The sequence below is a fragment of the Micromonospora sp. PRAS1 genome (assembly GCF_059553435.1).
The window spans coordinates 54438-74914 of sequence record NZ_JCANNB010000019.1 but is presented as its reverse complement, the minus strand read 5'-3'; the positions used below and the strand labels follow the sequence as shown (position 1 = coordinate 74914).

The following is a 20477-nucleotide window of genomic DNA, read 5'->3' as shown; positions in this document are numbered from 1 at the left end:
CCGGGTAACGGACGGAAGCCCGCCCCCGGAGATCCGGGGACGGGCTCCCGTGTGGTGCGGGTGGTGTCAGTTCACCGCGCCGATGGAGACGGTGCCGCGACCGACGACCGCGCCCTCGGTGGTCACCACGGCCAGCTCACCGGAAAGCTTCCGGCCCGCGGCCGGGGCGGACTGGGCGGTCACCGTACCCGAGAGGGTGCCGGTGGCCCCGTGCGCCAGGGTGAGCGTGCCGCTCGACGCCGTCAGGGTGCCGAGCGCCGGAGACGAGTACGAGTCCTGGTAGTCGTACTCGGTGCTGCCACCGGCACCGTCCACCGCGTACGCGTCGACGACGACCCGGTAGGTGCCCGCGACCGGGTTGGTCAGGGTCACCGCCTCCTCCGAGTCACCGTCGGCCTGCTGCCCGACCAGGGTGGTGCCCCGGTAGATGAACAGGTCGAGGTCGGCGCCGGCGTTCGACGGGTTGCCGATGCGGGCGGTGAAGGTGGTCGCCCCCGCCGGCACCTCGACGATGAACTCCTGCTGGGCCAGCTCCACGATGGTCGGCCGCTCGGCGTGCACGCTGGAGAGCGGGCCGCCGCGCCCGGTCACCGAGACCGGGCCGAAGGTGTTCTTCAGCGACCAGGTCACCGGGGTCGGGGCACCGGCGGTGACCGCCGGCAGCTCTACCACGGCCGGGTCGACCGCGACGCCCTGAACCCGGGCCTGGAGCTGGAACGGGTTGTTCAGCGCCGGCGAGGTCCGCCGGGACTCCACCTCGATCTCCCAGACACCCGGCATCGGGTTGGCGTAGTCACGCTCGAACGAGTCACAGACGACCGTGCTGATGAAGTTGGTGAAGCAGGCCAGGCTGGAGGTGCTCTCCACCGGGACGCCCCACGGGTTGATGGCGATGAAGCGGGTCTGCGACCCGGTGGCGATGCCGGCGAGGTTCACCTGGAGGGCACCGGCACCCGGCGGGACCGTCACGAAGTACGACGTGGTGCTGTTCCGGTCCACCGAATCACGCGCCGAGTACGCGAAGTTGGGCTTGCTGACGTCGTTCGAGGCCACCACCACGGCGGAGAACTCGAAGTCGATCGTGTTGGTGGCCGGGTCGTCGATGGTCACCAGCGTGCTGTGCGCACCCGCCGCCTTGGGCTTGGCGGTGACCGTGATGGTGACGGCCTTGTTCAGCGGCAGCGTGACGTTCTTCGGCGCCGAGAAGGTGCCGTTGTTGCCGCGCAGACCGATGTTGTGCTTGACGTTGCCGGTCGGGCCGGTGGTCCGGGTCAGCTTGACCTGGTACGACTTCGACTGGTTCACCTTGTGGCCGCCCTCGGTGGAGCCACAGCGGTTGTAGACGCCGGTGCCCCGGTGCGGGGTGGCCAGCTGACCGGAGAGCGCCGTGCAGACCGGGGCGTCGGCGACGTACTCGTTCGGCTCCACGCTCTTGCGCAGCAGCTTCCAGGCGCCCGGCACGTCGAGCATGCCGTAGCCCTGGCCGTACGTCGGGGTGTCGGCGATCGGCTTGGCCGAGCTGAAGATGGCCCGGCGCAGCGCGGCCGGCGTGACCCCCTGGTCGGTCGCCTTGGCGGCGGAGAGCAGCAGCGCGGCGCCGCCGGCGGCCTGGGGAGAGGCCATCGAGGTGCCGTTGAACATGCCGTAGCCCGGCGGGAGGGCGTAACCGGCCTCGGGGACCGGGCTGCCGGCCTGCCAGACCGGGGTGGTGGAGATGGCGGAGCCCGGCGCGGTGATGTTCGGCTTGGCGCCGCCGTCCTCACGCGGGCCGCGCGAGGAGAAGTTGAACAGGGCGTTCTTCTTCTTGACCACCGAGCCGTAGTTGGCCAGCCAGGTGTCCTTGCTGACGCTCGCCGCCACGCTTACCACGTTGCTGGAGGCCGACGGGTCACCGATGGTGTTCACGCCCGGGCCGGAGTTGCCGGCCGAGATGAACATCTGCACCCCGTAGGTGGTGATCAGGTTGTTGTAGAGGGTGGCGCGGGCGTTGTTGCCGTCGTTGAGCGCCGGCAGGCCACCGATCGACATGTTGATGACGTCGACCCCACGGTTGATCACCAGGTCGGCCATGCCGGTGGTGAGCGCGGCGTACGTGCAGCCGCCGCCCCACGAGCAGGCACGGGAGGAAACCAGCTTGGCGCCGGGGGCGGCACCGTTGAACGCCTTGTTGCCCAGCATGCTGTTGGCGGCGGTGATGCCGGCGACGTGCGTGCCGTGCGCGCTCTCGATGATGCCGATGTTAACGTAGTCGACTAGGCCCGGGCCGCCGAGCGGCGTGGTGTCGACGTTCTTGCGGTACTCGACCACGAAGGACATCCGCTCCTTGGCGGGCGTCGCCGGGTTGTCGGTGCCGAAGTAGCCGACGTCGAACTTCTCCTTGTAGGGCCGCATCACGGCCTCGTCGGTGAAGTCGCCGTCCTGGTCGGTGTCGACCCAGACGTTGTTTGTCGTCGGGTCGAAGAGGATGCCCCACTGGTCGGTCTTGTCACCGTCGCGGTTGACGTCACCGGCGGGGTCGCTCCGCTCGGTGATCGACTCGCTGAACAGGTTGAACCGGTAGTTGCCCGCCGGTGCCGTCCAGGTGCGTCCCGCCGCGGTGAAGGTCGGACCGGTCACCTGGGTGATCATCGGTCGCCAGGTGGAGTCCTCGAACGGATCCGTGGCGGTGACCCAGTCGACGATCTTGCGCTCGCCGGTGGTGGTCTTCTGCAGCGCCGGGTGCTCCAGGTCCACACCGGAGTCCATGATGCCGATGGTGACGCCGCGCCCGTCCCACTTGGGGTTCTGCTTGACGAACTTGACCGCACCGATCTCGCCCGTCGGCATGTACGCGTTGTCGGCGGGCGTGTTGTCACCCGGGCCGCTGAGCGTGCTGCCCTGCTTCTCGGCCTTCTTGGCGCCCTGGACGGCCTCCGGCTTCGGGTCGGGCAGCTGGATTTCCTGGTCCAGGTCGACGGCGGCGACGCCGGGCAGGGTGGCGGCCTTCAGCGCCTTGCTGGTCGGCACCTTGGCCAGCACGTAGCCGATGGTGTCGTAGCGCTCGTTGACCGCGGCACCGAGTTCCTTGAGGTCGCCCTCGACCTCCTTTGCCTTCCCCTTCTCGGTGGCGACGATCATCGTGACAGTGGGTGCCTTCTTCGCCTCGGCCTCGGCGAGCAGCTTGGCGTCGTGCTGACCCAGCGCCTCGGCGGGGGTGACCTGCGCGGGGTCGGGGCCGGCGGGAGCGGCGCTTGCGGTGGCGGCACCGCCCGCCACGGTCACGGCGCCGGCCGCCATGACCGAGGCGAAGAGCGCGGCGGAGGTACGCCGGCTCAGGTTTCGGGGTTTACTCACGTTCTCTTTCCTCCAGAGAACTCAGGCGCCCTCAGAAGCAGGGCACGCGTGAGCGAATCCTTCGTGGTGCCGGCCGTCGATGTCACTACCGCCCGGTACGTTGTGACCATCTCGTGATACGCGTAATTCGCGCTGTCACATAGTTGTCAGTCAGGGCACCGATTTGGTTGACCGGATTCGATCATCCGATGTGGAATCTGCGACCAGTTCGGGTGCCTGTGGTTGCCGGGGAGCCAGTTCCACCTGGTCCGGCGTGGCCAGTTCCCGGTCGGACACACCCAGCTCGGCCAGCTTGCGCGCGCTGACCAGCACCCGCGCCTCAAGCGATCCCACCGCCCGGTTGTACGCGGTCACCGCGGCACCGAGCGAGGAACCGAGCTTGCCCACGTGGTCACCGAGCGTGGAAAGGCGTGCGTAAAGTTCCCGGGCCAACGAATGCACCGCGACCGCGTTGCGGGCCAGCTGTTCCTGCCGCCAGGACCAGGCCACCGTACGCAGCATCGCGACCAGGGTGGCCGGAGTGGCCAGCACCACGTTGCGGGCGAAGGCGTGCTCCAACAGCGTCGGATCGCGCTGCAACGCCACGTCCAGGAACGGATCGGCCGGTACGAAGAGCACCACGAACTCGGGGGTGGACTGGAACGCCGCCCAGTACGACTTGGCCGCCAGCGCGTCCACATGAGCCCGCAGGTGCTTCGCGTGCGCGTCGAGATGCGCGTCCCGGCTGCGCTCGTCGCGTGCCTCCATCGCGGTGAGGTACGCGTCGAACGGCGCCTTGGCGTCCACCACCACGGTCCGGCCGCCGTGCAGGCGGACCACCAGGTCGGGGCGTACCGTCTGCTGGTCGGTGGCGGCGGTGACCTGCTCGGAGAAGTCGCAGTGCTCCAGCATGCCGGCGGCCTCGACGATCCGGCGTAGCTGATGCTCGCCCCACCGGCCGCGTACCTGAGGCGCGCGCAGCGCCGCCACCAGCTGTTTCGTCTCGGTACGCAGCTCGCCGGAGACGGCGCTCATCGAGCGCACCTGCTCGCGCAACTCGGCGTACGCGTCGACCCGGTCCCGCTCCAGTTCGGCCACGCGCTGCTCGTAGCGGCGCAGCGTGTCGTGCAGTGGCGCCACCGCCCTGGCGACCGCCTCCTGCGACTGGGCCGTCGCCTCGTAGCTCAACGCCCGCATCGACTGTTCCAGCCGGCCCTCGCCGTCACGGGTGGCGCGCAGGGTGGCGTCCAGCCGGGCGATCTCGGTAGCCGCGCGCGCCCGGCCGGCGAACCAGCCCACCGCCGCACCGGCACCGAGACAGACGACGACAACCACCAAGGTCGTGAACTCCACGCCACGAGCTTGCCAAACAACGACGACCGGCGCCGCTCACGAAGTGCCGCCGTCGGGCCGGTAGCGCCCCGGCGGCCTCCGGTCCGGCGGATGACGTGCTGCGGTCGGTGCACGGAGCAGGTTGGTCCGTGGCACCGGGTGGGTACGTTTGACTCGTGGAACTTCTGCTGGTCATAGTCCTTCTGGTGGTCCTCGGCGTCGGCGTGGCGCGGTGGCAGCGGCAGCGCGCGGCGCGTGACCTCGCCGACGTGCAGGCCGACGCGCGACGCTGGTACGAGCGCCTCGGCGGACAGGTGATGAACCTCAGCGGCGAGGAGCCGGCGGTACGCCAGGCACTGGCCGACGCCGCTGAGCGCTACCACGCCGCCGGCTCGCAGCTGGAGCAGGCGCGCAGCGCCACGCAGTACCGGCTGGCCCGGGAGACCGCGATCGAGGGCCTCACCTACATCCGGGCCGCCCGGGTGGCGCTCGGCATCGATCCGGGGCCGGACCTGCCGCCGTTGGCCGCAGCGAGCGGTGCCGGGCAGCTGACCGTGCCGCGTCAGGTCGATGTGCAGGGCCAGACGTTCAAGGCGGGCCCGCAGCCGGGCCGGGACACGCCGTACTACTACCCGGGCGGGCGGATGCAGGGCCGACCGGTGCCGGCCGGCTGGTACTCCACCCCGTGGTGGAAGACGGCGCTGGGTGCCGGTGCCGGCGTCATCGGCGGCATGCTGATCGCCGACGCGCTCTTCTCGCCGTCGTTCGGCGACCCCGGCTACGACGCCGCCGCTGGCATGGGCGATACCGGCGGCGACTTCGGCGGTGGTGATTTCGGCGGTGACGACCCCGGCGGCGGCGACTTCGGCGGTGATTTCGGCGGCGGCGACTTCGGCGGCGGCGATTTCGGCGGCGGCTTCGACATCTGACGCCCGGTCGATCAGCCGGTGTTAAGAAGGGGCCCTTCCTCTACCGCAGGCGTTAACAAGGGCCCCTTCCTTACACCTCAGCCGGTGTTGCGCATGCCGGCGGCGATGCCGTTGACCGTGGTGAGCAATGCACGCTCCAGAGCCGTGCCGTCGCTGGGGGCACGCCGGCCACCCGGCGCGGTGACCACCGCCCGCCCGGCGGCACCCGAGTCGCGGTACTGCCGCAGCAGCGCCACCTGGAGGTGGTGCAGCGGCTCCAGGTAGGTGTCGCGGACCGCGAGGGTGCGCTGGAGCACCGGGGAGCTCTCCAGCAGGTCGGGCGAGTCGGTGACGGCCAGCACCTCGCGCCGGGTCAGCTCGTACTCCTCCTCGATCTTGGCGAAGATCGGGTGCAGCTTCTTCGGGACCAGGGTCTCCACGTACCGGCGAGCGATGCCGAGGTCGGTCTTGGTCAGCATCATCTCCACGTTCGACAGGAACGTGCGGAAGAAGTGCCAGTTGCGGTGCATCTCGGCCAGCACGTCGGCCAGCCCGGCCTCCCGGGCAGCGGCCAGGCCGGAGCCCACGCCGAACCAGCCGGGCACGATCTGCCGGGTCTGGGTCCAGCCGAACACCCACGGAATGGCCCGCAGCCCGGACAGTCCGGCACCCGTGTTGGGTCGCTTCGCCGGCCGGGAGCCGATGTTAAGCGCGCCGAGCAACTCGGTAGGCGTGGAAGCCCAGAAGTACGCCGGCAGGTCCGGGTCCTCCACAAGCGACCGGTACGACCGGAACGCCGACTCGGACACCACGTCCATCGCGGCGTCCCAGCGCTCCAGCATCTCGGCCGGCTGCCGGGGCGCGGTGTGCAGCAGCGTGGCCTGGAGCACGGCGGCGACGCTCAGCTCCAGGTTCTCCCGGGCCAGCGCGGGCAGCGTGTACTTGTCGGAGATGACCTCACCCTGCTCGGTCACCTTGATCGCGCCGTCCAGCGTGCCGTAGGGCTGGGCCAGGATCGCGTCGTGCGTGGGCCCGCCACCGCGACCCACCGTGCCGCCCCGGCCGTGGAAGAGCCGCAGGTGCACGCCGTGTCGGGCGGCCACGTCCCGCAGCGCCCGCTGGGCCCGGTGGATGGACCACTGGCTGGTGGTGATGCCGGCCTCCTTGTTGGAGTCGGAGTAGCCGAGCATCACCTCCTGCACGTCACCCCGGGCCGCCACCAGCGCCCGGTACGCGGGCAGCGACAGCAGTTCGTCGAGCAGTTCACCACCGGCGTTCAGCTCGGCGGGGGTCTCCAGCAGCGGCACGAAGCCGATCCGGGCCCGGCCGCTGTGCACGTCTACCAGCCCGGCCTCGCGGGCCAGCACCACCGCGGCCAGTACGTCGTCCACCCCGAGGGTCATCGAGATGATGTACGACTCGATGACCTCGCTGCCGAACCGGTCCTGCGCCTCGCGGATGGTGCCGAACACGTCGAACGTCTTGCGGGCCGCCTCGGTCAACGGGGTGTCCGCCGTGGAAAGCGGGCGACGCCCGGTCAACTCGTCGGCGAGCAGCTTGGTGCGGTCCAGCCGGGTCAGCGCCGGGTAGTCGTCGACCTCGCCGACCGCCCGGTAGAACTGGGTGAGCACCTCGTGGTGCTTCTCGGCGTGCTCCCGGACGTCCATCGTCGCCAGGTGCAGGCCGAACGCGGAGACGGTACGGATGGTCGAGGCGAGCCGCCCGACGGCGGTGAGCTGGCCGGAGTTGCGGGCCAGCGAGGCGCGCAGCAGCTCCAGGTCGGCGATCAGCTCGGCGGAGCCACGGTAGTCCCGCCCCGGCACGTGCGGCGTACCCTGCCGCAGCCGGGCCCGGGTGTTGGCCAGCTTGGCGCGTACGCAGCGGGCCTTGAGCCGGTACGGCTCCTCGGCGTTGACCCGCCGGAACCGGGGCGCCACCTCGGGCAGCGCGTCGAGGTCGGCGGCGAGGCTGGCGGAGAGGTCCAGCGACACCCCGCGCAACCGACGGGAGACCGACACCTCGTTGATCAGTTCCTCCATCGCCGCCTCGGTGGCGGAGAGCCCGTGCTCGTGCTGGATGGCCAGCACCTCGCGGGTCACCGTCGGGGTGACGAAGGGGTTGCCGTCCCGGTCCCCGCCGATCCAGGTGCCGAAGCTGAGCGGGCGGGCCGTCGGCGAGGTCTCCACGCCGAGGGTGCGCAGCGTCTCGGCCAGGTCGTCGAGCACCTGCGGGGCGGCCTCGGCGTACAGGTCGCGCAGGTAGTAGATGGCGTTGCGGGCCTCGTCGGTCGGATCCGGCCGGTCCAGCCGCAGCTCGTCGGTCTGCCACATCAGGTCGAGCAGCTCGGCCAGCCGCCGGTTCGCCGGGCCCTCGTCGCTGGCGCCGTAAAGGATCGCGTTGGCCGTCTCGGTGTCCAGTTCGTCGGCGATCGCGCGCAGCTTGGACAGGATCGACCTGCGGGCCGCCTCGGTCGGGTGCGCGGTGAAGACCGGGCGTACCGCCAACCGGCGGGCCACCGAGGCGATCTCCTCCGCCGGCACCCCACGCTCGGAGATCATCTTGGCCGCCTGGTCCAGCCAGCCACCGTGAATCGCGCGGCGGCGACGCAGGTCACGGGCCCGGTGCACCTGCTCGGTGATGTTGGCCAGGTGGAAGTAGGTGGAGAAGGCGCGGGCCAGCTTGGTGCCGGTGGTCACGTCCAGCCCACCCAGCCGGCTGGCAGCGGCCGGTGGATCGGTGCGGACCTGGGCGCGGATCTCCTCGACGAGGTCGAGCAGGGGGCGGCCCTCCTGGCGGGCCAGCGTCTGCCCGAGCAGCGTGCCGAGGCGACGGATGTCGGCGCGCAGGGCGGCGTCCGGGCCATCATGATCGTGCTGGTCGGTCACCATGCGCTCCTCACCTGAGTACGAGGGACAGCGCTGTCCGACTCCCCCGATCGTATCCAGCTCAACCCCGATGAAAGGAAGGGCCCCTCGTTAACGCCTTTTGTATCGGAGGAGCCCCCGCGCGGCACCTTGATCACTCACACTTCAGCTCTCCGCACCTTCCCGTGCTGCTCAGACGCACGTTGGCGGCCCGACGACCGGCAGCGCGCCGGCCGTCCGACCGACTCTGCGGTGATCAAGCCCACGTACCGCTCCTCGGGTAGCCGGGGTCGCTTGATCGTTGGCGGTTCGGTGACACGGACGACGGCGTGTCGCGTCACTTTTCCGCCAACGATCACGTCGCGGGTTCCACAGGGCGTACGCGCGGACGGCGGTGGAGCGTCGGTCCGGGGAGATAGTGTCGACCGGTGAAACCCCCCGTCCGGCCGGACGCGGGGTGATCGTCGTGTCCTCGCCTCGGAAGTGATCATGACTGCGCTCACCGGACTCTTCGCCGCCGCTCTGGCCGACCCGGGCCTGGCCCGCGTCCGCGACCTGGCGCGCTCCGGTGCGGCCCAGGTCGACGGCCTCGACCTGACCGCCCCGCCGGCGCTGCGTCCGTTCGCGGTCGCCGCCGTAGCGGCGGATCCCGCTGGCTCGGAGCGCGGTCCCGCCGGCCCGGGCAATGGCTCTGCCGCAGCACAAGGCGGCCCGGGCAATGGCTCTGCCGCAGCACAAGGCGGCCCGGGCAATGGCTCTGCCGCAGCAGGAGGCGGCCCGGGCAACGGCGCTGCCGCCGGGGGAGCGGGGCGGCCGGTGCTGGCGGTCACCGCCACCACCCGCGAGGCCGAGGATCTGGTCGCGGCGCTTGGCGGTCTCCTGCCGGCCGAGCAGGTGGCGATCTTCCCGAGTTGGGAGACGCTGCCGCACGAGCGGCTCTCGCCGCGCTCCGACACGGTCGGTCGGCGGCTGGCCGTGCTGCGCCGGCTCGCCCACCCGGACTCGGCCGACGCGCATGGGCGTACCGGGCCGCTGCGGGTGGTCGTGGCACCGGTCCGGTCGGTGCTGCAACCGCAGCTCAAGGGGCTTGGCGACCTGGAGCCGGTACGGCTGGCGGCCGGTGACGAGGCCGACCTGGAGCAGGTCGCGCGACGGCTGACCGACATGGCGTACGCGCGGGTCGACCTGGTCACCAAGCGCGGCGAGTTCGCCGTGCGCGGCGGCATCCTCGACGTCTTCCCGCCCACCGACGAGCATCCGTCCCGGGTCGAGTTCTGGGGCGACGAGGTGGAGGAGATCCGCACCTTCGCCGTCGCCGACCAGCGCACCATCGAGCAGGTCGCCCAGCTCTGGGCACCGCCCTGCCGGGAGCTGCTGCTCACTCCGGCGGTCCGCGAGCAGGCCGCCACGCTGGCGCAGCAGCACCCGGAGCTGGCCGAGATCCTGGACAAGCTGGCCGGTGGCGTACCGGTCGAGGGGATGGAGTCGCTCGCCCCGGCGCTGATCGGCGGTGACTCGATGGAGCTGCTGCTGGACTGCATGCCGGCGGGCACCCACGTGCTGCTCTGCGATCCGGAGCGGATCCGCACCCGGGCGCACGACCTGGTGCGTACCTCGGAGGAGTTCCTGGCGGCCAGCTGGGCTGCGGCCGCCGTCGGTGGCCAGGCCCCGGTCGACCTCGGTGCCGCCGCCTTCCGCACCCTGGCCGACGTACGCGCGCGGGCCACGAACCTGCGCCAGCCCTGGTGGACGCTCTCCCCGTTCGGGCTGGCTGACGACCTTCATTCGGTCCGGAGTACCGGCTACCGGCGCGGAGGCCGAATTATGGTCGACGCCGGCCCCGCCGCGACCCGGCAGCCGTGGGAGGACGAGCCGGAGGCGGTCGACGTCACCCCCGACGACGCGATCGCGGTGGCCCTGACCGCCCAGCCCGCGCCGCTCTACCACGGCGAGACCGCGCGGGTGGTCGACGACCTGAAGCGGTGGGCCGGCGAGGGCTGGTCGATCGCGCTGGTCTTCGAGGGGCACGGTCCCGCCCAGCGGGCGGTGGAGGTGCTCCGCGACGGCGGCCTCGGCGCCCGGCTGACCGAGCAGGTGCCGGACGCGCCCGCCCCGGGCGAGCTGCTGGTCACCTGCGGCAGCCTGACCGGCGGATTCGTCGACGAGGCGGCCCGGTTCGTGCTGCTCACTGGCAGCGATGTCACCGGCGGTCGGGGCGTCTCCACCCGGGACATGCGCAAGCTGCCGAGCCGGCGGCGCAACACCATCGACCCGCTCGAATTGCGCGCCGGTGACCACGTGGTGCACGAGCAGCACGGCATCGGCCGGTACGTGGAGCTGGTGCAGCGTACGGTCAACGGCGCCTCCCGGGAGTACCTCGTCATCGAGTACGCCCCGAGCAAGCGCAATCAGCCGGGCGACCGGCTCTTCGTCCCCACCGACCAGCTCGACCAGCTCAGCCGCTACGTCGGCGGTGAGCAGCCGACGCTGCACAAGATGGGCGGCTCGGACTGGCAGAAGTCCAAGGCCCGGGCCCGCAAGGCGGTCCGCGAGATCGCCGCCCAGCTGATCCAGCTCTACGCCGCCCGGAAGGCCTCCAAGGGGCACAACTTCGGGCCGGACACCCCGTGGCAGCGGGAACTGGAGGACGCCTTCCCCTGGCAGGAGACGCCGGACCAGCTCGCGGCCATCGAGGAGGTCAAGCGGGACATGGAGCAGAGCGTCCCGATGGACCGGCTGATCTGCGGCGACGTGGGGTACGGCAAGACCGAGATCGCGGTACGCGCGGCGTTCAAGGCGGTGCAGGACGGCAAGCAGGTGGCCGTGCTGGTGCCCACCACCCTGCTGGTGCAGCAGCACTACAACACCTTCGCCGAGCGGATGAGCCAGTTCCCGGTGACCATCCGGCAGCTGTCCCGGTTCCAGACGCCGAAGGAGGCCGAGCAGACGCTGGAGATGGTGGCCAACGGCACCGCCGACATCGTCATCGGCACCCACCGGCTGCTGGCGGCGGCCACCCGGTTCAAGTCGCTGGGGCTGGTGATCGTCGACGAGGAGCAGCGCTTCGGCGTCGAGCACAAGGAACACCTGAAGTCGATGCGGGCCGCGGTCGACGTGCTGAGCATGTCGGCCACCCCGATCCCGCGCACCCTGGAGATGGCGATCACCGGGATCCGCGAGATGTCCACAATCGCCACTCCGCCGGAGGAGCGGCATCCGGTGCTCACCGCCGTCGGGGCGTACGACGAGCGGCAGGTGGCCGCCGCGATCCACCGCGAGCTGCTCCGCGACGGCCAGGTCTTCTACCTGCACAACCGGGTCGAGTCGATCGAGCGGACCGCCCGGCGGCTGCGCGAGCTGGTGCCCGAGGCCCGGGTCGCGGTGGCCCACGGCCAGCTGGGCGAGGACGCCCTGGAGCGGGTCATGGTCGGCTTCTGGGAGAAGGAGTACGACGTCCTGGTCTGCACCACGATCGTGGAGTCCGGCATCGACATCCCGAACGCCAACACCCTGATCGTGGAGCGGGCCGACCTGCTCGGCCTGGCCCAGCTGCACCAGATCCGGGGCCGGGTCGGCCGGGGTCGGGAGCGGGCGTACGCGTACTTCCTCTACCCGCCGGACAAGCCGCTCACCGAGCACGCCCACGAGCGGCTGGCCACCATCGCCCAGCACACCGAGCTGGGCGCCGGCATGTACGTGGCGATGAAGGACCTGGAGATCCGGGGCGCCGGCAACCTGCTCGGCGGCGAGCAGTCCGGGCACATCGAGGGCGTCGGGTTCGACCTCTACGTACGGATGGTCGGTGAGGCGGTGCAGGCGTTCAAGGGCGAGCGTCCCGAGGAGGAGACCGACGTCAAGATCGATCTTCCGGTGGACGCGCACCTGCCACACGACTACGTCGGCGTGGAGCGGCTGCGCCTGGAGATGTACCGCAAGCTCGCCGAGGCCCGCGACGAGGAGCGGCTGCGCGAGGTGGCCGCCGAGATGACCGACCGGTACGGCGAGCCGCCCGCCCCGGTGCAGAACCTGATCGCGGTGGCCCGGTTCCGGTTGCTGGCTCGCCGCTACGGCCTGACCGACGTCAGCATGCAGGGCAAGCACCTCCGCTTCGGCCCGTTGCCGCTGCCGGACTCGAAGCAGCTACGGCTCAAGCGCTACCACCCCGACTCGGTCTACAAGGCCGCGCTCGACCAGGTAAGCGTGCCCCGCCCGACCACTCGCCGGGTCGGTGGCGAGCCGCTGCGCGACCAGGCGCTGCTGGAGTGGTGCGCCCAGCTCCTCTCCGACGTCCTCGGCGACCCCACCCCGGCCCAGCCGGCCGCCGCCGCGCGTTGAGCTCCGTGCCGGCTTTGGTGACCCCCGGCCCGGCCGGCCGCCGCCGCCGCGCGTTGAGCTCCGTGCCGGCTTTGGTGACCCCCGGCCCGGCCGGCCGCCGCCGCCGCGCGTTGAGCTCCGTGCCGGCTTCGGTGACCCCCGGCCCGGCCGGTCGCGGCCGCCGCGACCTGAGCCCGGGGCGGCTTCGGCGAACCCTCCCAGCCAGGGTGGGAAGGGGGCATGAGAGAGTGACGGGCATGCGTGCTCGCCGTCTTGTCGCCGTCGCCAGCGTGGCGGTCGGCCTGGTCGCTCTCGCCGGTTGCCGTTCCGAGCCGGGTGTCGCCGCGTACGTCGGTGACCACCGGATCACCGAGGACGCGGTCACCGAGGTCATCGACGACGCGCGGGCGAAGAACCCGGCGCCGACCGAGACGGCCGAGCCGGCCGAGGTTCCGGCCGGTCCGGCACCTCGGCTGCCCGGGCGCAGCGAGGTGGTGAGCGTCCTGGTGCTCACCCAGGTCTGCGACCGGGTCTCTGCCGCCGAGGGTTACCGGCCGCAGAATGAGGTCGACCCGGCCCAGATCGCCCAGGGGATCGGCCTGAGCCCCGAGACCGACTACGTGCGCCAGACCGCCGAGCTGTACGCCTGCCTGTCGGGCATTCCGGTCGGCGAGCCGGTGGCGCCCACCGAGCAGGAGTTGGCCGACCTGGTGGCCGCGGGCAAGCGGGCCGGCGCGGTGCCGGCCGAGGTGACCGTCGAGCAGGCCGCCGCCCAGCTCGACGGCGAGCAGCTCCGGTTCGCGCTGGCCAACCGCAACTCGCTGGCCCAGGCGGTCGAGGCGTACGACGTGACCGTCAACCCCCGCTACCGGCCGCTGGTCTTCCCGGTGCTGAGCTTCAGCGGGGAGACGCCGATCGTGGCGGTGGGCGTGCCGCTGGGTGAGCCGGGCTCCGGCGCGGTCTCCGACATCTCCACCCCGAAGCCGCAGCCGACGGCTGCCCCGACCGACGGCTGAGCATGCCCCGGATCGTCCTGCTGGTCACCTCACCCCGGTTGCCGGCCGGTCTGCTGACGGCGGCCGCCTGGGACGTCGTACGCGCCGCACCGGTGCTGGCGGCGGCGGAGAGTGAGCTGACCACGGCGATCCGGGCGTCCGGCGCCGAGGTGCGGATGCTCGACGGCCCGGCGGTTCCCGCGCTGCTGGACGCGGCGGCGACGCACGGCACGGTGGTCTGGCTGGCCGGACCGGCCGGCGACGAGACGCTCGCCCGCGAGCTGGGTCTGCGGTTGGCCCGGGAACCGGGCCTGGCGGAACTCGAGCTGATGTACGGCTCGTGGGACCCACCGGGTGCCCGGCTGCTCGACGCGGTGGCGGTGCTGGACCGGCTGCTCTCGCCCGGCGGCGATCCGTGGAAGCGGGCGCAGACCCATCGCAGCCTGGCCGAATTCCTGCTCGAGGAGTGCTACGAGGCGTACGACGCGATCATCGCCGGGGACACCGACGCGCTGCGCGAGGAACTGGGTGACGTGCTGCTCCAGGTGGTGCTGCACGCCCGGCTCGCCGAGGAGTTGCCCGAGGAGCGGAGGTGGACGGTGGACGACGTGGCCGGCGGGCTGGTGGAGAAGATGGTCCGGCGTAATCCGCACGTTTTCGCGGGCGCGGAGGCGGGCTCGCTGGAGGAGATCACCGCCAACTGGGAGCGGATCAAGCAGGCCGAGAAATCCCGCGACTCGGCGCTGGACGGCATCGCGTTGAGCCAGCCCGCGCTCGCCCTGGCGGCGAAGATCCTGGAGCGTGCCGCTCGCGCCGACCTGACCGTGCCGCTGCCGTCGCCGCAGGCCCAGCCCGATCCCGAAACCACCCTGGGTGCCGAGTTGCTGGCCGCCGTCGCCCGGGCCCGCGAGGCGGGCCTGGATGCCGAGTCCGCCCTCCGCCACACCACCCTGGCCTACGCGGACCTGATCCGCGCCACCGAAACCCCACCCGCCCCGGCTAGTTGATCAAGAAGTTCTGGTCGGGAATCGCCCTGGCGGTGACGCGAACTTCCTGACCATCCGGGCGACGTCGGGCATCACCCGGGTAGCTCGCGGCAGGCGGGTCGGGGTGGGGGTGGTTAGGGTCGGGGGGTGGAAGAGTTCCGGGTGGTGGGGGAACGGATCGTCGAGGCGGTGCTTGCGGCGCGGCCGGGGGTGGCGACCTCGGTGGGAGACCACCGGTACGACGACCGGTTGCCGGATTTCTCCGCCGACGCGGTGGAGCGCGACCGGGCGATGCTTGTGGACGCGGCGAGTGTGCTCTGCGAACTCGATCCGGATGCGCTGGACACCGCTGAATCGGTCGACCACGCGCTGCTCGCCACCCTGGTCGACCGCGACCTGTTCGAGCTGACCGAGATCCGGGCGCACGAGTGGGACCCGTTGGTGCACAACCCGGGCCCGCTGCTGCACGCCCTGATCGCCCGCCCGTACGCGCCGGCCGAGGAACGGTTGACCGCCCTCGCCGGCCGGCTCGCCGCCGTACCGGACGCGCTGGCGACCGCGCGCGCGGCGTTGCGCGACATGCCCCGCATCCATGCCGAGACCGCCGTCGGGCAGTTCACCGGGACGGCGGCGCTGATCCGCGACGAGGTGCCGACCCTGCTCGCGCAGGCACCCGCGTTGCTGGACCGGGTCGAGCCGGCGGCCACCGCCGCTGTCGCCGCGCTCGATGAGTTCGTCGCCTGGCTGCGTACCGGCCTGGCCACCGACGCCGGACCGGGCCGCGACCCACGGCTGGGCCGCCGCCGCTGGGAGGCCCGGCTCTGGTACGCGCTCGACACCGAGCTGGGCGCGGCGGAGATCCAACGCCGGGCGTGGGCGAACCTCGACCGGGTCACCGAGGAGATCCGTGCGGCAGCGGTCGAGCTGGTCGGCGGCCCGGCCGACGACGAGACCGTACGCCGGGCCCTGGACCTGCTCGCCGCCGAGCATCCCGACGACCACACAATCGTCGACCTGGCCGCCATCACCCTCGACGAGGCGAGCGACTTCGTCCGGGCCCACCACCTGGTCACCGTGCCGGACGACCCGTGCGTGATCCAGGTGATGCCGGAGTTCGCCCGGGGCGTGGCGGTGGCCTACTGTGACGCGCCCGGCGCCCTGGAGATTGCCGACCTGCCCACGTTCTACTGCATCGCACCGACCCCGGCCGACTGGCCGGCGCACCGGGTGGACTCGTTCTACCGCGAGTACAACGACCACATGGTCCGCAACCTGACCGTGCACGAGGCGATGCCGGGCCACTTCCTCCAGCTCGCGCACGCCCGCCGCTACGCGGGCTCCACCCGGGTCCGGGCGCTGACCCGGTCGGGTCCGTTCGTCGAGGGCTGGGCGGTCTACGCCGAGGAGCTGATGGCCGGGTACGGCTTCGGCGGCCTGCCGGTGCGCCTGCAACAGCTCAAGATGCAGCTACGGATGACCCTCAACGCACTGCTGGACCAACTCGTGCACGCCGAGGAACTGCCCGAGGACGAGGCGATGGCGCTGCTGACCGGGCGGGGTTTCCAGGAGGAGGGGGAGGCGTCCGGCAAGTGGCGGCGCGCCCTGCTCACCTCGACCCAGCTCTCCACGTACTTCGTCGGCTACCAGGAGGTTGCCGAGATTGCCGCGGCCCGACCAGGCGACGTGCCGGTGCGCGACTGGCACGACGAGATGCTCGCTCACGACTGCCCATCACCGCGCCACCTGCGTACCCTGCTCGGTCTCTAGGGCCGCGACGGTGACCGGGGGCGGCGGCTCAGCTGCCGGCGGGGCGGCGGTCCACCACGTCGGCGCCGGGCGGCAGGTCGAAGGCGGAACCGTCGACCTGCTCCTGGTAGCGGCTCAGCGCCAGCTCCACCGGCTCGCCGTCGACCTGACCGGTGAAGCTGCCCAGCGTGCCCTCCCCGGTCACGCAGGCGGAGAAGTTGTCGGCGCTCTGCCGGATGTCGACGCAGGTGGCGTGGAGCCCGGCGACAGTGGTCTCGCTCTGGGTGATCACCGCGCCCGGATCCAGCGCCGCGGTGGTCAGCAACCCCATCACCATCGGTGGGGTGACCAGCCCCTCCCGCTCGGCTGCGGCGAAGACGACCACCGAGGGCTTGCTGTTCGGGGCGGGCGGCGCTTCGAGGGTGCAGACGGTTCGCCGGTCCTCGACACCGCAGGTCGTGGTCGCCTCGTCGGTGACCGTGAGCTTGCCGCCCGGCCAGGCGTACGAGGAGCGGGCCGGGTCCTGTGCCTGGCTGATCGTGGCGCTCTGCCCGCCGGGGAGCTGGTACTCCGCCGAGTAGGTCGACTCCAGCGCCCGGTCCATCCGGGCGGCGAGGTCGTTGACGATGTCGGCCCGGCCCATCGCGCGTCCGGCGTCGTCGAGGGCCTGACAGCCAGTGACGGTGAGCAACGCGGCGGCCGACACGGCGAGCGTACGGAGAGTGGTCGAGGCGGCGGGCATGGCGACCAGCCTGATCGATCGGATCCCACTCGTGCAAACTCGTTGCCGGTTGACGCACGAGAATCCGGGAATGTCCGACCTGCCGGCGACCGGAGGGTGGGCGGTCAGCGAGCCCGGTCGCCGTGCGTAGGGGCGGGGACCGATACGCTGCGTTCAACACCTGCCTCAGCCGCACCGTCGCGGCCCAGACCGGACGAGAGCACACGAACGAGGAGCGACTCAGTGGCAACCATCGAGGTAATCGAGGCTCGGGAGATCCTGGACTCGCGGGGCAACCCGACGGTCGAGGTCGAGGTTGGGCTCGACGACGGCACCATCTCCCGGGCGGCGGTGCCCTCCGGCGCCTCCACCGGCGCCTTCGAGGCGATCGAACTGCGCGACGGTGACAAGGGCCGCTACCTGGGCAAGGGAGTGGAGAAGGCGGTCGCCAACATCGAGGACCGGATCGTCGACCAGCTGATCGGGTACGAGGCCAGCGAGCAGCGGGTCATCGACCAGAAGATGCTCGACATCGACGGCACCGACAACAAGGCCGAGCTGGGCGCGAACGCCATCCTCGGGGTCTCGTTGGCGGTGGCCAAGGCCGCGGCCGGCAGCGCCGACCTGAGCCTCTTCCGCTACCTGGGCGGCCCGAACGCGCACCTGCTGCCGGTGCCGATGATGAACATCCTCAACGGTGGGGCGCACGCGGACAGCAACGTCGACATCCAGGAATTCATGATTGCGCCGATCGGCGCGCCCAGCTTCCGGGAGGCGCTGCGCTCGGGCGCCGAGGTGTACCACGCGCTGAAGTCGGTGCTGAAGAAGAAGGACCTGTCGACCGGGCTCGGTGACGAGGGTGGCTTCGCGCCGAACCTGCCGACCAACGCCGCCGCCCTGGACCTGATCGCCGAGGCGGTGGAGAAGGCCGGCTACCGGCTCGGCACCGACATCGTCTTCGCTCTGGACGTGGCGGCCACCGAGTTCTTCGCCGACGGCCGGTACACCTTCGAGGGGGTCGCCAAGACCGCCGAGGAGATGAGCGAGTACTACACCAAGCTCGCCGACGCGTACCCGATCGTGTCAATCGAGGACCCGCTGGCCGAGGACGACTGGACCGGCTGGCAGACGCTCACCGCCGCGATCGGCGACCGGGTCCAGATCGTCGGTGACGACCTCTTCGTCACCAACCCGCAGCGCATCGCCCGGGGCATCGCCGAGCAGGCGGCGAACGCCGTGCTGGTCAAGGTCAACCAGATCGGTTCGCTGACCGAGACCCTTGACGCGGTGGAGCTGGCCCACCGGGCCGGCTTCAAGTGCATGATGAGCCACCGCTCCGGCGAGACCGAGGACACCACAATCGCCGACCTGGCGGTGGCCACCGGGTGCGGTCAGATCAAGACCGGTGCGCCGGCCCGGTCGGACCGGGTGGCGAAGTACAACCAGCTGCTGCGCATCGAGGAGGAGCTGGCCGACGCGGCGCGCTACGCCGGGGCGGGCGCCTTCCCGCGCTACCGTTCCGCCTGACGGATACGAGACCTCGGGGGAGGGGTGTGATGCAGCAGCGCCGTACGCCGGGTGGTCAGCGCCCGGCCCGCCGGCCGGGGCAGACCGGCCGGCCCGGCGTGGGTCGGGGCACCGTCCGCGACGGCGGCGTCCGGGCCACCCCGCGCACCGCCGCCGGCCGTACGCCCTCGGCCGCCCGCGGTGCCGAATCGGTACGTTCCGCCAAACGGCCCGCCGCTGCCCGGCGTACCACGGCCGGCGGCGGGGCCATCCGGCGCACCGCATCCTCATCCCGAGGTCTCACCGGGCGGGCCACCGTGCTGTTCGCGGTGCTGATCGCGCTCGCCCTCGCCTACACCTATCCCGTCCGGGTCTACCTCGACCAGCAGGCCGACATCGAACGGATGGAGGCCGCGCAGGAGGCCCAGCGCAGGCTGATCGCCGACCTGACCACCGAGGCAGAGAAGTGGCAGGACGACGCGTACATCGAGACCAAGGCCCGGGAACGGTTCTTCATGCGCCGGCCGGGCGAGAAGATGGTGATCCTGCTCCCGCCGCCGGAGACCGGCGAGACCGGCGATCCCGACGCGCCGGCGACGGCCGCCGGGCCGGACGCCTGGTACGACACCCTCTGGTCGAGCGTACGGGCCGCCGACGCCAACCAGACCGACGAGTGAACGAGGACAGCGCACCGTGACCGTCGTACCCCCGCAGGAGCCGGCGGCGGCTTCCGTACCTCCACCGAAGCGGGAACCGGCCACCGAGGCCGACCTGGCCGCGGTGGCCGCGCAGCTCGGCCGCCCGCCCCGGGGGACCCGTGCGGTGGCCCACCGCTGCCCGTGCGGGCTGCCCGACGTGGTGGAGACGACGCCCCGGCTGGCCGACGGCACCCCCTTTCCGACGCTGTTCTACCTGACCTGTCCCCGGGCCACCGCCGCGTGCAGCCGGCTGGAGTCGGCCGGGCTGATGCGCGAGATGGCGGACCGGCTGGCCACCGACCCGGAGCTGGCGGCCGACTACCGCGCCGCGCACGAGGACTACCTGACCCGCCGGGAGGCGATCGCCGAGGTGCCCGAGATCGCCGGCATCTCGGCCGGCGGCATGCCCGGCCGGGTCAAGTGCCTGCACGTCCATCTTGGCCACGCGCTCGCTGCCGGGCCGGGGGTCAACCCGTTCGGCGACGAGGTCCTGGCGCTTGTCGAGCCCTGGTGGACGGCCGGCAGCTGCGTCGACGTGCCGGAGCCTGAGTGACCGAGGAGGCAGCCCCGAGCGCCGTCGTGCCGGAGGACTTCGTGATCCGGCGGGCCCGGACGGCGGACGTGCGGGCGATCCGACGGCTGGTCGACACCTACACCGACGATCGCCGGCTGCTCAGCAAGGCGACCGTGACGCTCTACGAGGACGTGCAGGAGTTCCGGGTGGCCAGCCGGGTCGCCGACGGTGCGGTGGTGGGCTGCGGCGCCTTGCACGTGATGTGGGAGGACCTGGCGGAGATCCGTACCGTCGCGGTCGACCCGGCCTGCCGGGGGGAGCGGATCGGGCACCGGATCGTTGCCGAGCTGATCGAGGCGGCGCGGGAGTTGGGGGTGGCCCGGATCTTCGTGCTGACCTTCGAGACCCGTTTCTTCGGCTCGTTCGGCTTCACCGAGATCGACGGCGCTCCGGTGCCGCATCCGGTCTACGAGCAACTGCTGCGCTCGTACGACGAGGGCGTCGCCGAGTTCCTCGACCTGGAGCGGGTCAAGCCGAACACCCTGGGCAACACCCGGATGCTGCTGCGGCTCTGACCGGCG

Annotated in this window: 12 protein-coding genes and 1 pseudogene; 9 read left to right on the top strand and 4 right to left on the bottom strand. The window is 71.7% G+C overall.

Annotated elements, in window-relative coordinates; all coding sequences use genetic code 11:
* Positions 1-66 precede the first annotated feature (66 nt).
* Positions 67-3333 (bottom strand): S8 family serine peptidase, encoded by a 3267-nt coding sequence (locus AC507J_RS19070; RefSeq protein WP_496290518.1) that lies wholly within the window; start codon positions 3331-3333, stop codon positions 67-69.
* Between the two features lie 150 nt (positions 3334-3483).
* Complete coding sequence (locus AC507J_RS19065) at positions 3484-4665, bottom strand: DNA recombination protein RmuC (protein ID WP_496290517.1); 1182 nt, start codon at positions 4663-4665, stop codon at positions 3484-3486.
* A 155-nt stretch (positions 4666-4820) separates the two neighbouring features.
* Here AC507J_RS19065 and AC507J_RS19060 point away from each other — a divergent pair, with 155 nt between their 5' ends.
* Positions 4821-5573 (top strand): hypothetical protein, encoded by a 753-nt coding sequence (locus AC507J_RS19060; protein WP_496290516.1) that lies wholly within the window; start codon positions 4821-4823, stop codon positions 5571-5573.
* A gap of 77 nt (positions 5574-5650) precedes the next feature.
* Here AC507J_RS19060 and ppc read toward each other — a convergent pair whose 3' ends face one another.
* On the bottom strand, positions 5651-8437 hold the full coding sequence (ppc, locus tag AC507J_RS19055; protein ID WP_496290515.1) for a phosphoenolpyruvate carboxylase: 2787 nt from the start codon (positions 8435-8437) through the stop codon (positions 5651-5653).
* Between the two features lie 768 nt (positions 8438-9205).
* Between ppc and mfd the strand changes: the two are divergent.
* The 4 genes and pseudogenes from mfd to AC507J_RS19035 form a co-directional block, all read left to right on the top strand.
* Positions 9206-12751: pseudogene (gene mfd / locus AC507J_RS19050) on the top strand (transcription-repair coupling factor); the annotation flags it as partial.
* 236 nt (positions 12752-12987) lie between these two features.
* Complete coding sequence (locus tag AC507J_RS19045) at positions 12988-13746, top strand: hypothetical protein (RefSeq protein ID WP_496290514.1); 759 nt, start codon at positions 12988-12990, stop codon at positions 13744-13746.
* A 2-nt stretch (positions 13747-13748) separates the two neighbouring features.
* Positions 13749-14732, top strand: coding sequence for a nucleoside triphosphate pyrophosphohydrolase (locus tag AC507J_RS19040; RefSeq protein WP_496290513.1), 984 nt, complete (start codon positions 13749-13751; stop codon positions 14730-14732).
* A 126-nt stretch (positions 14733-14858) separates the two neighbouring features.
* The gene (locus AC507J_RS19035) at positions 14859-16478 is read left to right on the top strand and encodes a DUF885 domain-containing protein (RefSeq protein ID WP_496290512.1); all 1620 of its coding nucleotides are present in this window, start codon (positions 14859-14861) and stop codon (positions 16476-16478) included.
* 28 nt (positions 16479-16506) lie between these two features.
* Here the strand turns inward: AC507J_RS19035 and AC507J_RS19030 are convergent, their stop codons facing one another.
* Complete coding sequence (locus tag AC507J_RS19030) at positions 16507-17199, bottom strand: hypothetical protein (RefSeq protein ID WP_496290511.1); 693 nt, start codon at positions 17197-17199, stop codon at positions 16507-16509.
* A gap of 222 nt (positions 17200-17421) precedes the next feature.
* On the opposite strand from AC507J_RS19030, the gene eno reads away from it, so the two are divergent.
* The 4 genes from eno to AC507J_RS19010 are packed head-to-tail and all read left to right on the top strand — an operon-like array spanning position 17422 to position 20471.
* Positions 17422-18705 carry a phosphopyruvate hydratase gene (eno, locus tag AC507J_RS19025; RefSeq protein WP_496290510.1) on the top strand — a complete coding sequence of 428 codons (1284 nt, stop codon included), beginning with the start codon at positions 17422-17424 and terminating at the stop codon, positions 18703-18705.
* 29 nt (positions 18706-18734) lie between these two features.
* Positions 18735-19361 (top strand): FtsB family cell division protein, encoded by a 627-nt coding sequence (locus AC507J_RS19020; protein WP_496290509.1) that lies wholly within the window; start codon positions 18735-18737, stop codon positions 19359-19361.
* A gap of 16 nt (positions 19362-19377) precedes the next feature.
* The gene (locus tag AC507J_RS19015; protein WP_496290508.1) at positions 19378-19935 is read left to right on the top strand and encodes a DUF501 domain-containing protein; all 558 of its coding nucleotides are present in this window, start codon (positions 19378-19380) and stop codon (positions 19933-19935) included.
* A gap of 26 nt (positions 19936-19961) precedes the next feature.
* Positions 19962-20471, top strand: a complete 510-nt coding sequence (locus AC507J_RS19010) for an amino-acid N-acetyltransferase (RefSeq protein ID WP_496290566.1) — start codon at positions 19962-19964, stop codon at positions 20469-20471.
* The last annotated feature ends 6 nt before the right edge of the window (positions 20472-20477 follow it).

What these genes read in the sequence shown, in the direction of transcription:
- AC507J_RS19045 (WP_496290514.1), top strand. Translation starts at nt 12,988, where the DNA reads ATGCGTGCTCGCCGTCTTGTCGCCGTCGCCAGCGTGGCGGTCGGCCTG.
- AC507J_RS19020 (WP_496290509.1), top strand. Translation starts at nt 18,735, where the DNA reads ATGCAGCAGCGCCGTACGCCGGGTGGTCAGCGCCCGGCCCGCCGGCCG.
- AC507J_RS19040 (WP_496290513.1), top strand. Translation starts at nt 13,749, where the DNA reads ATGCCCCGGATCGTCCTGCTGGTCACCTCACCCCGGTTGCCGGCCGGT.
- AC507J_RS19030 (WP_496290511.1), bottom strand. Translation starts at nt 17,199, where the DNA reads ATGCCCGCCGCCTCGACCACTCTCCGTACGCTCGCCGTGTCGGCCGCC.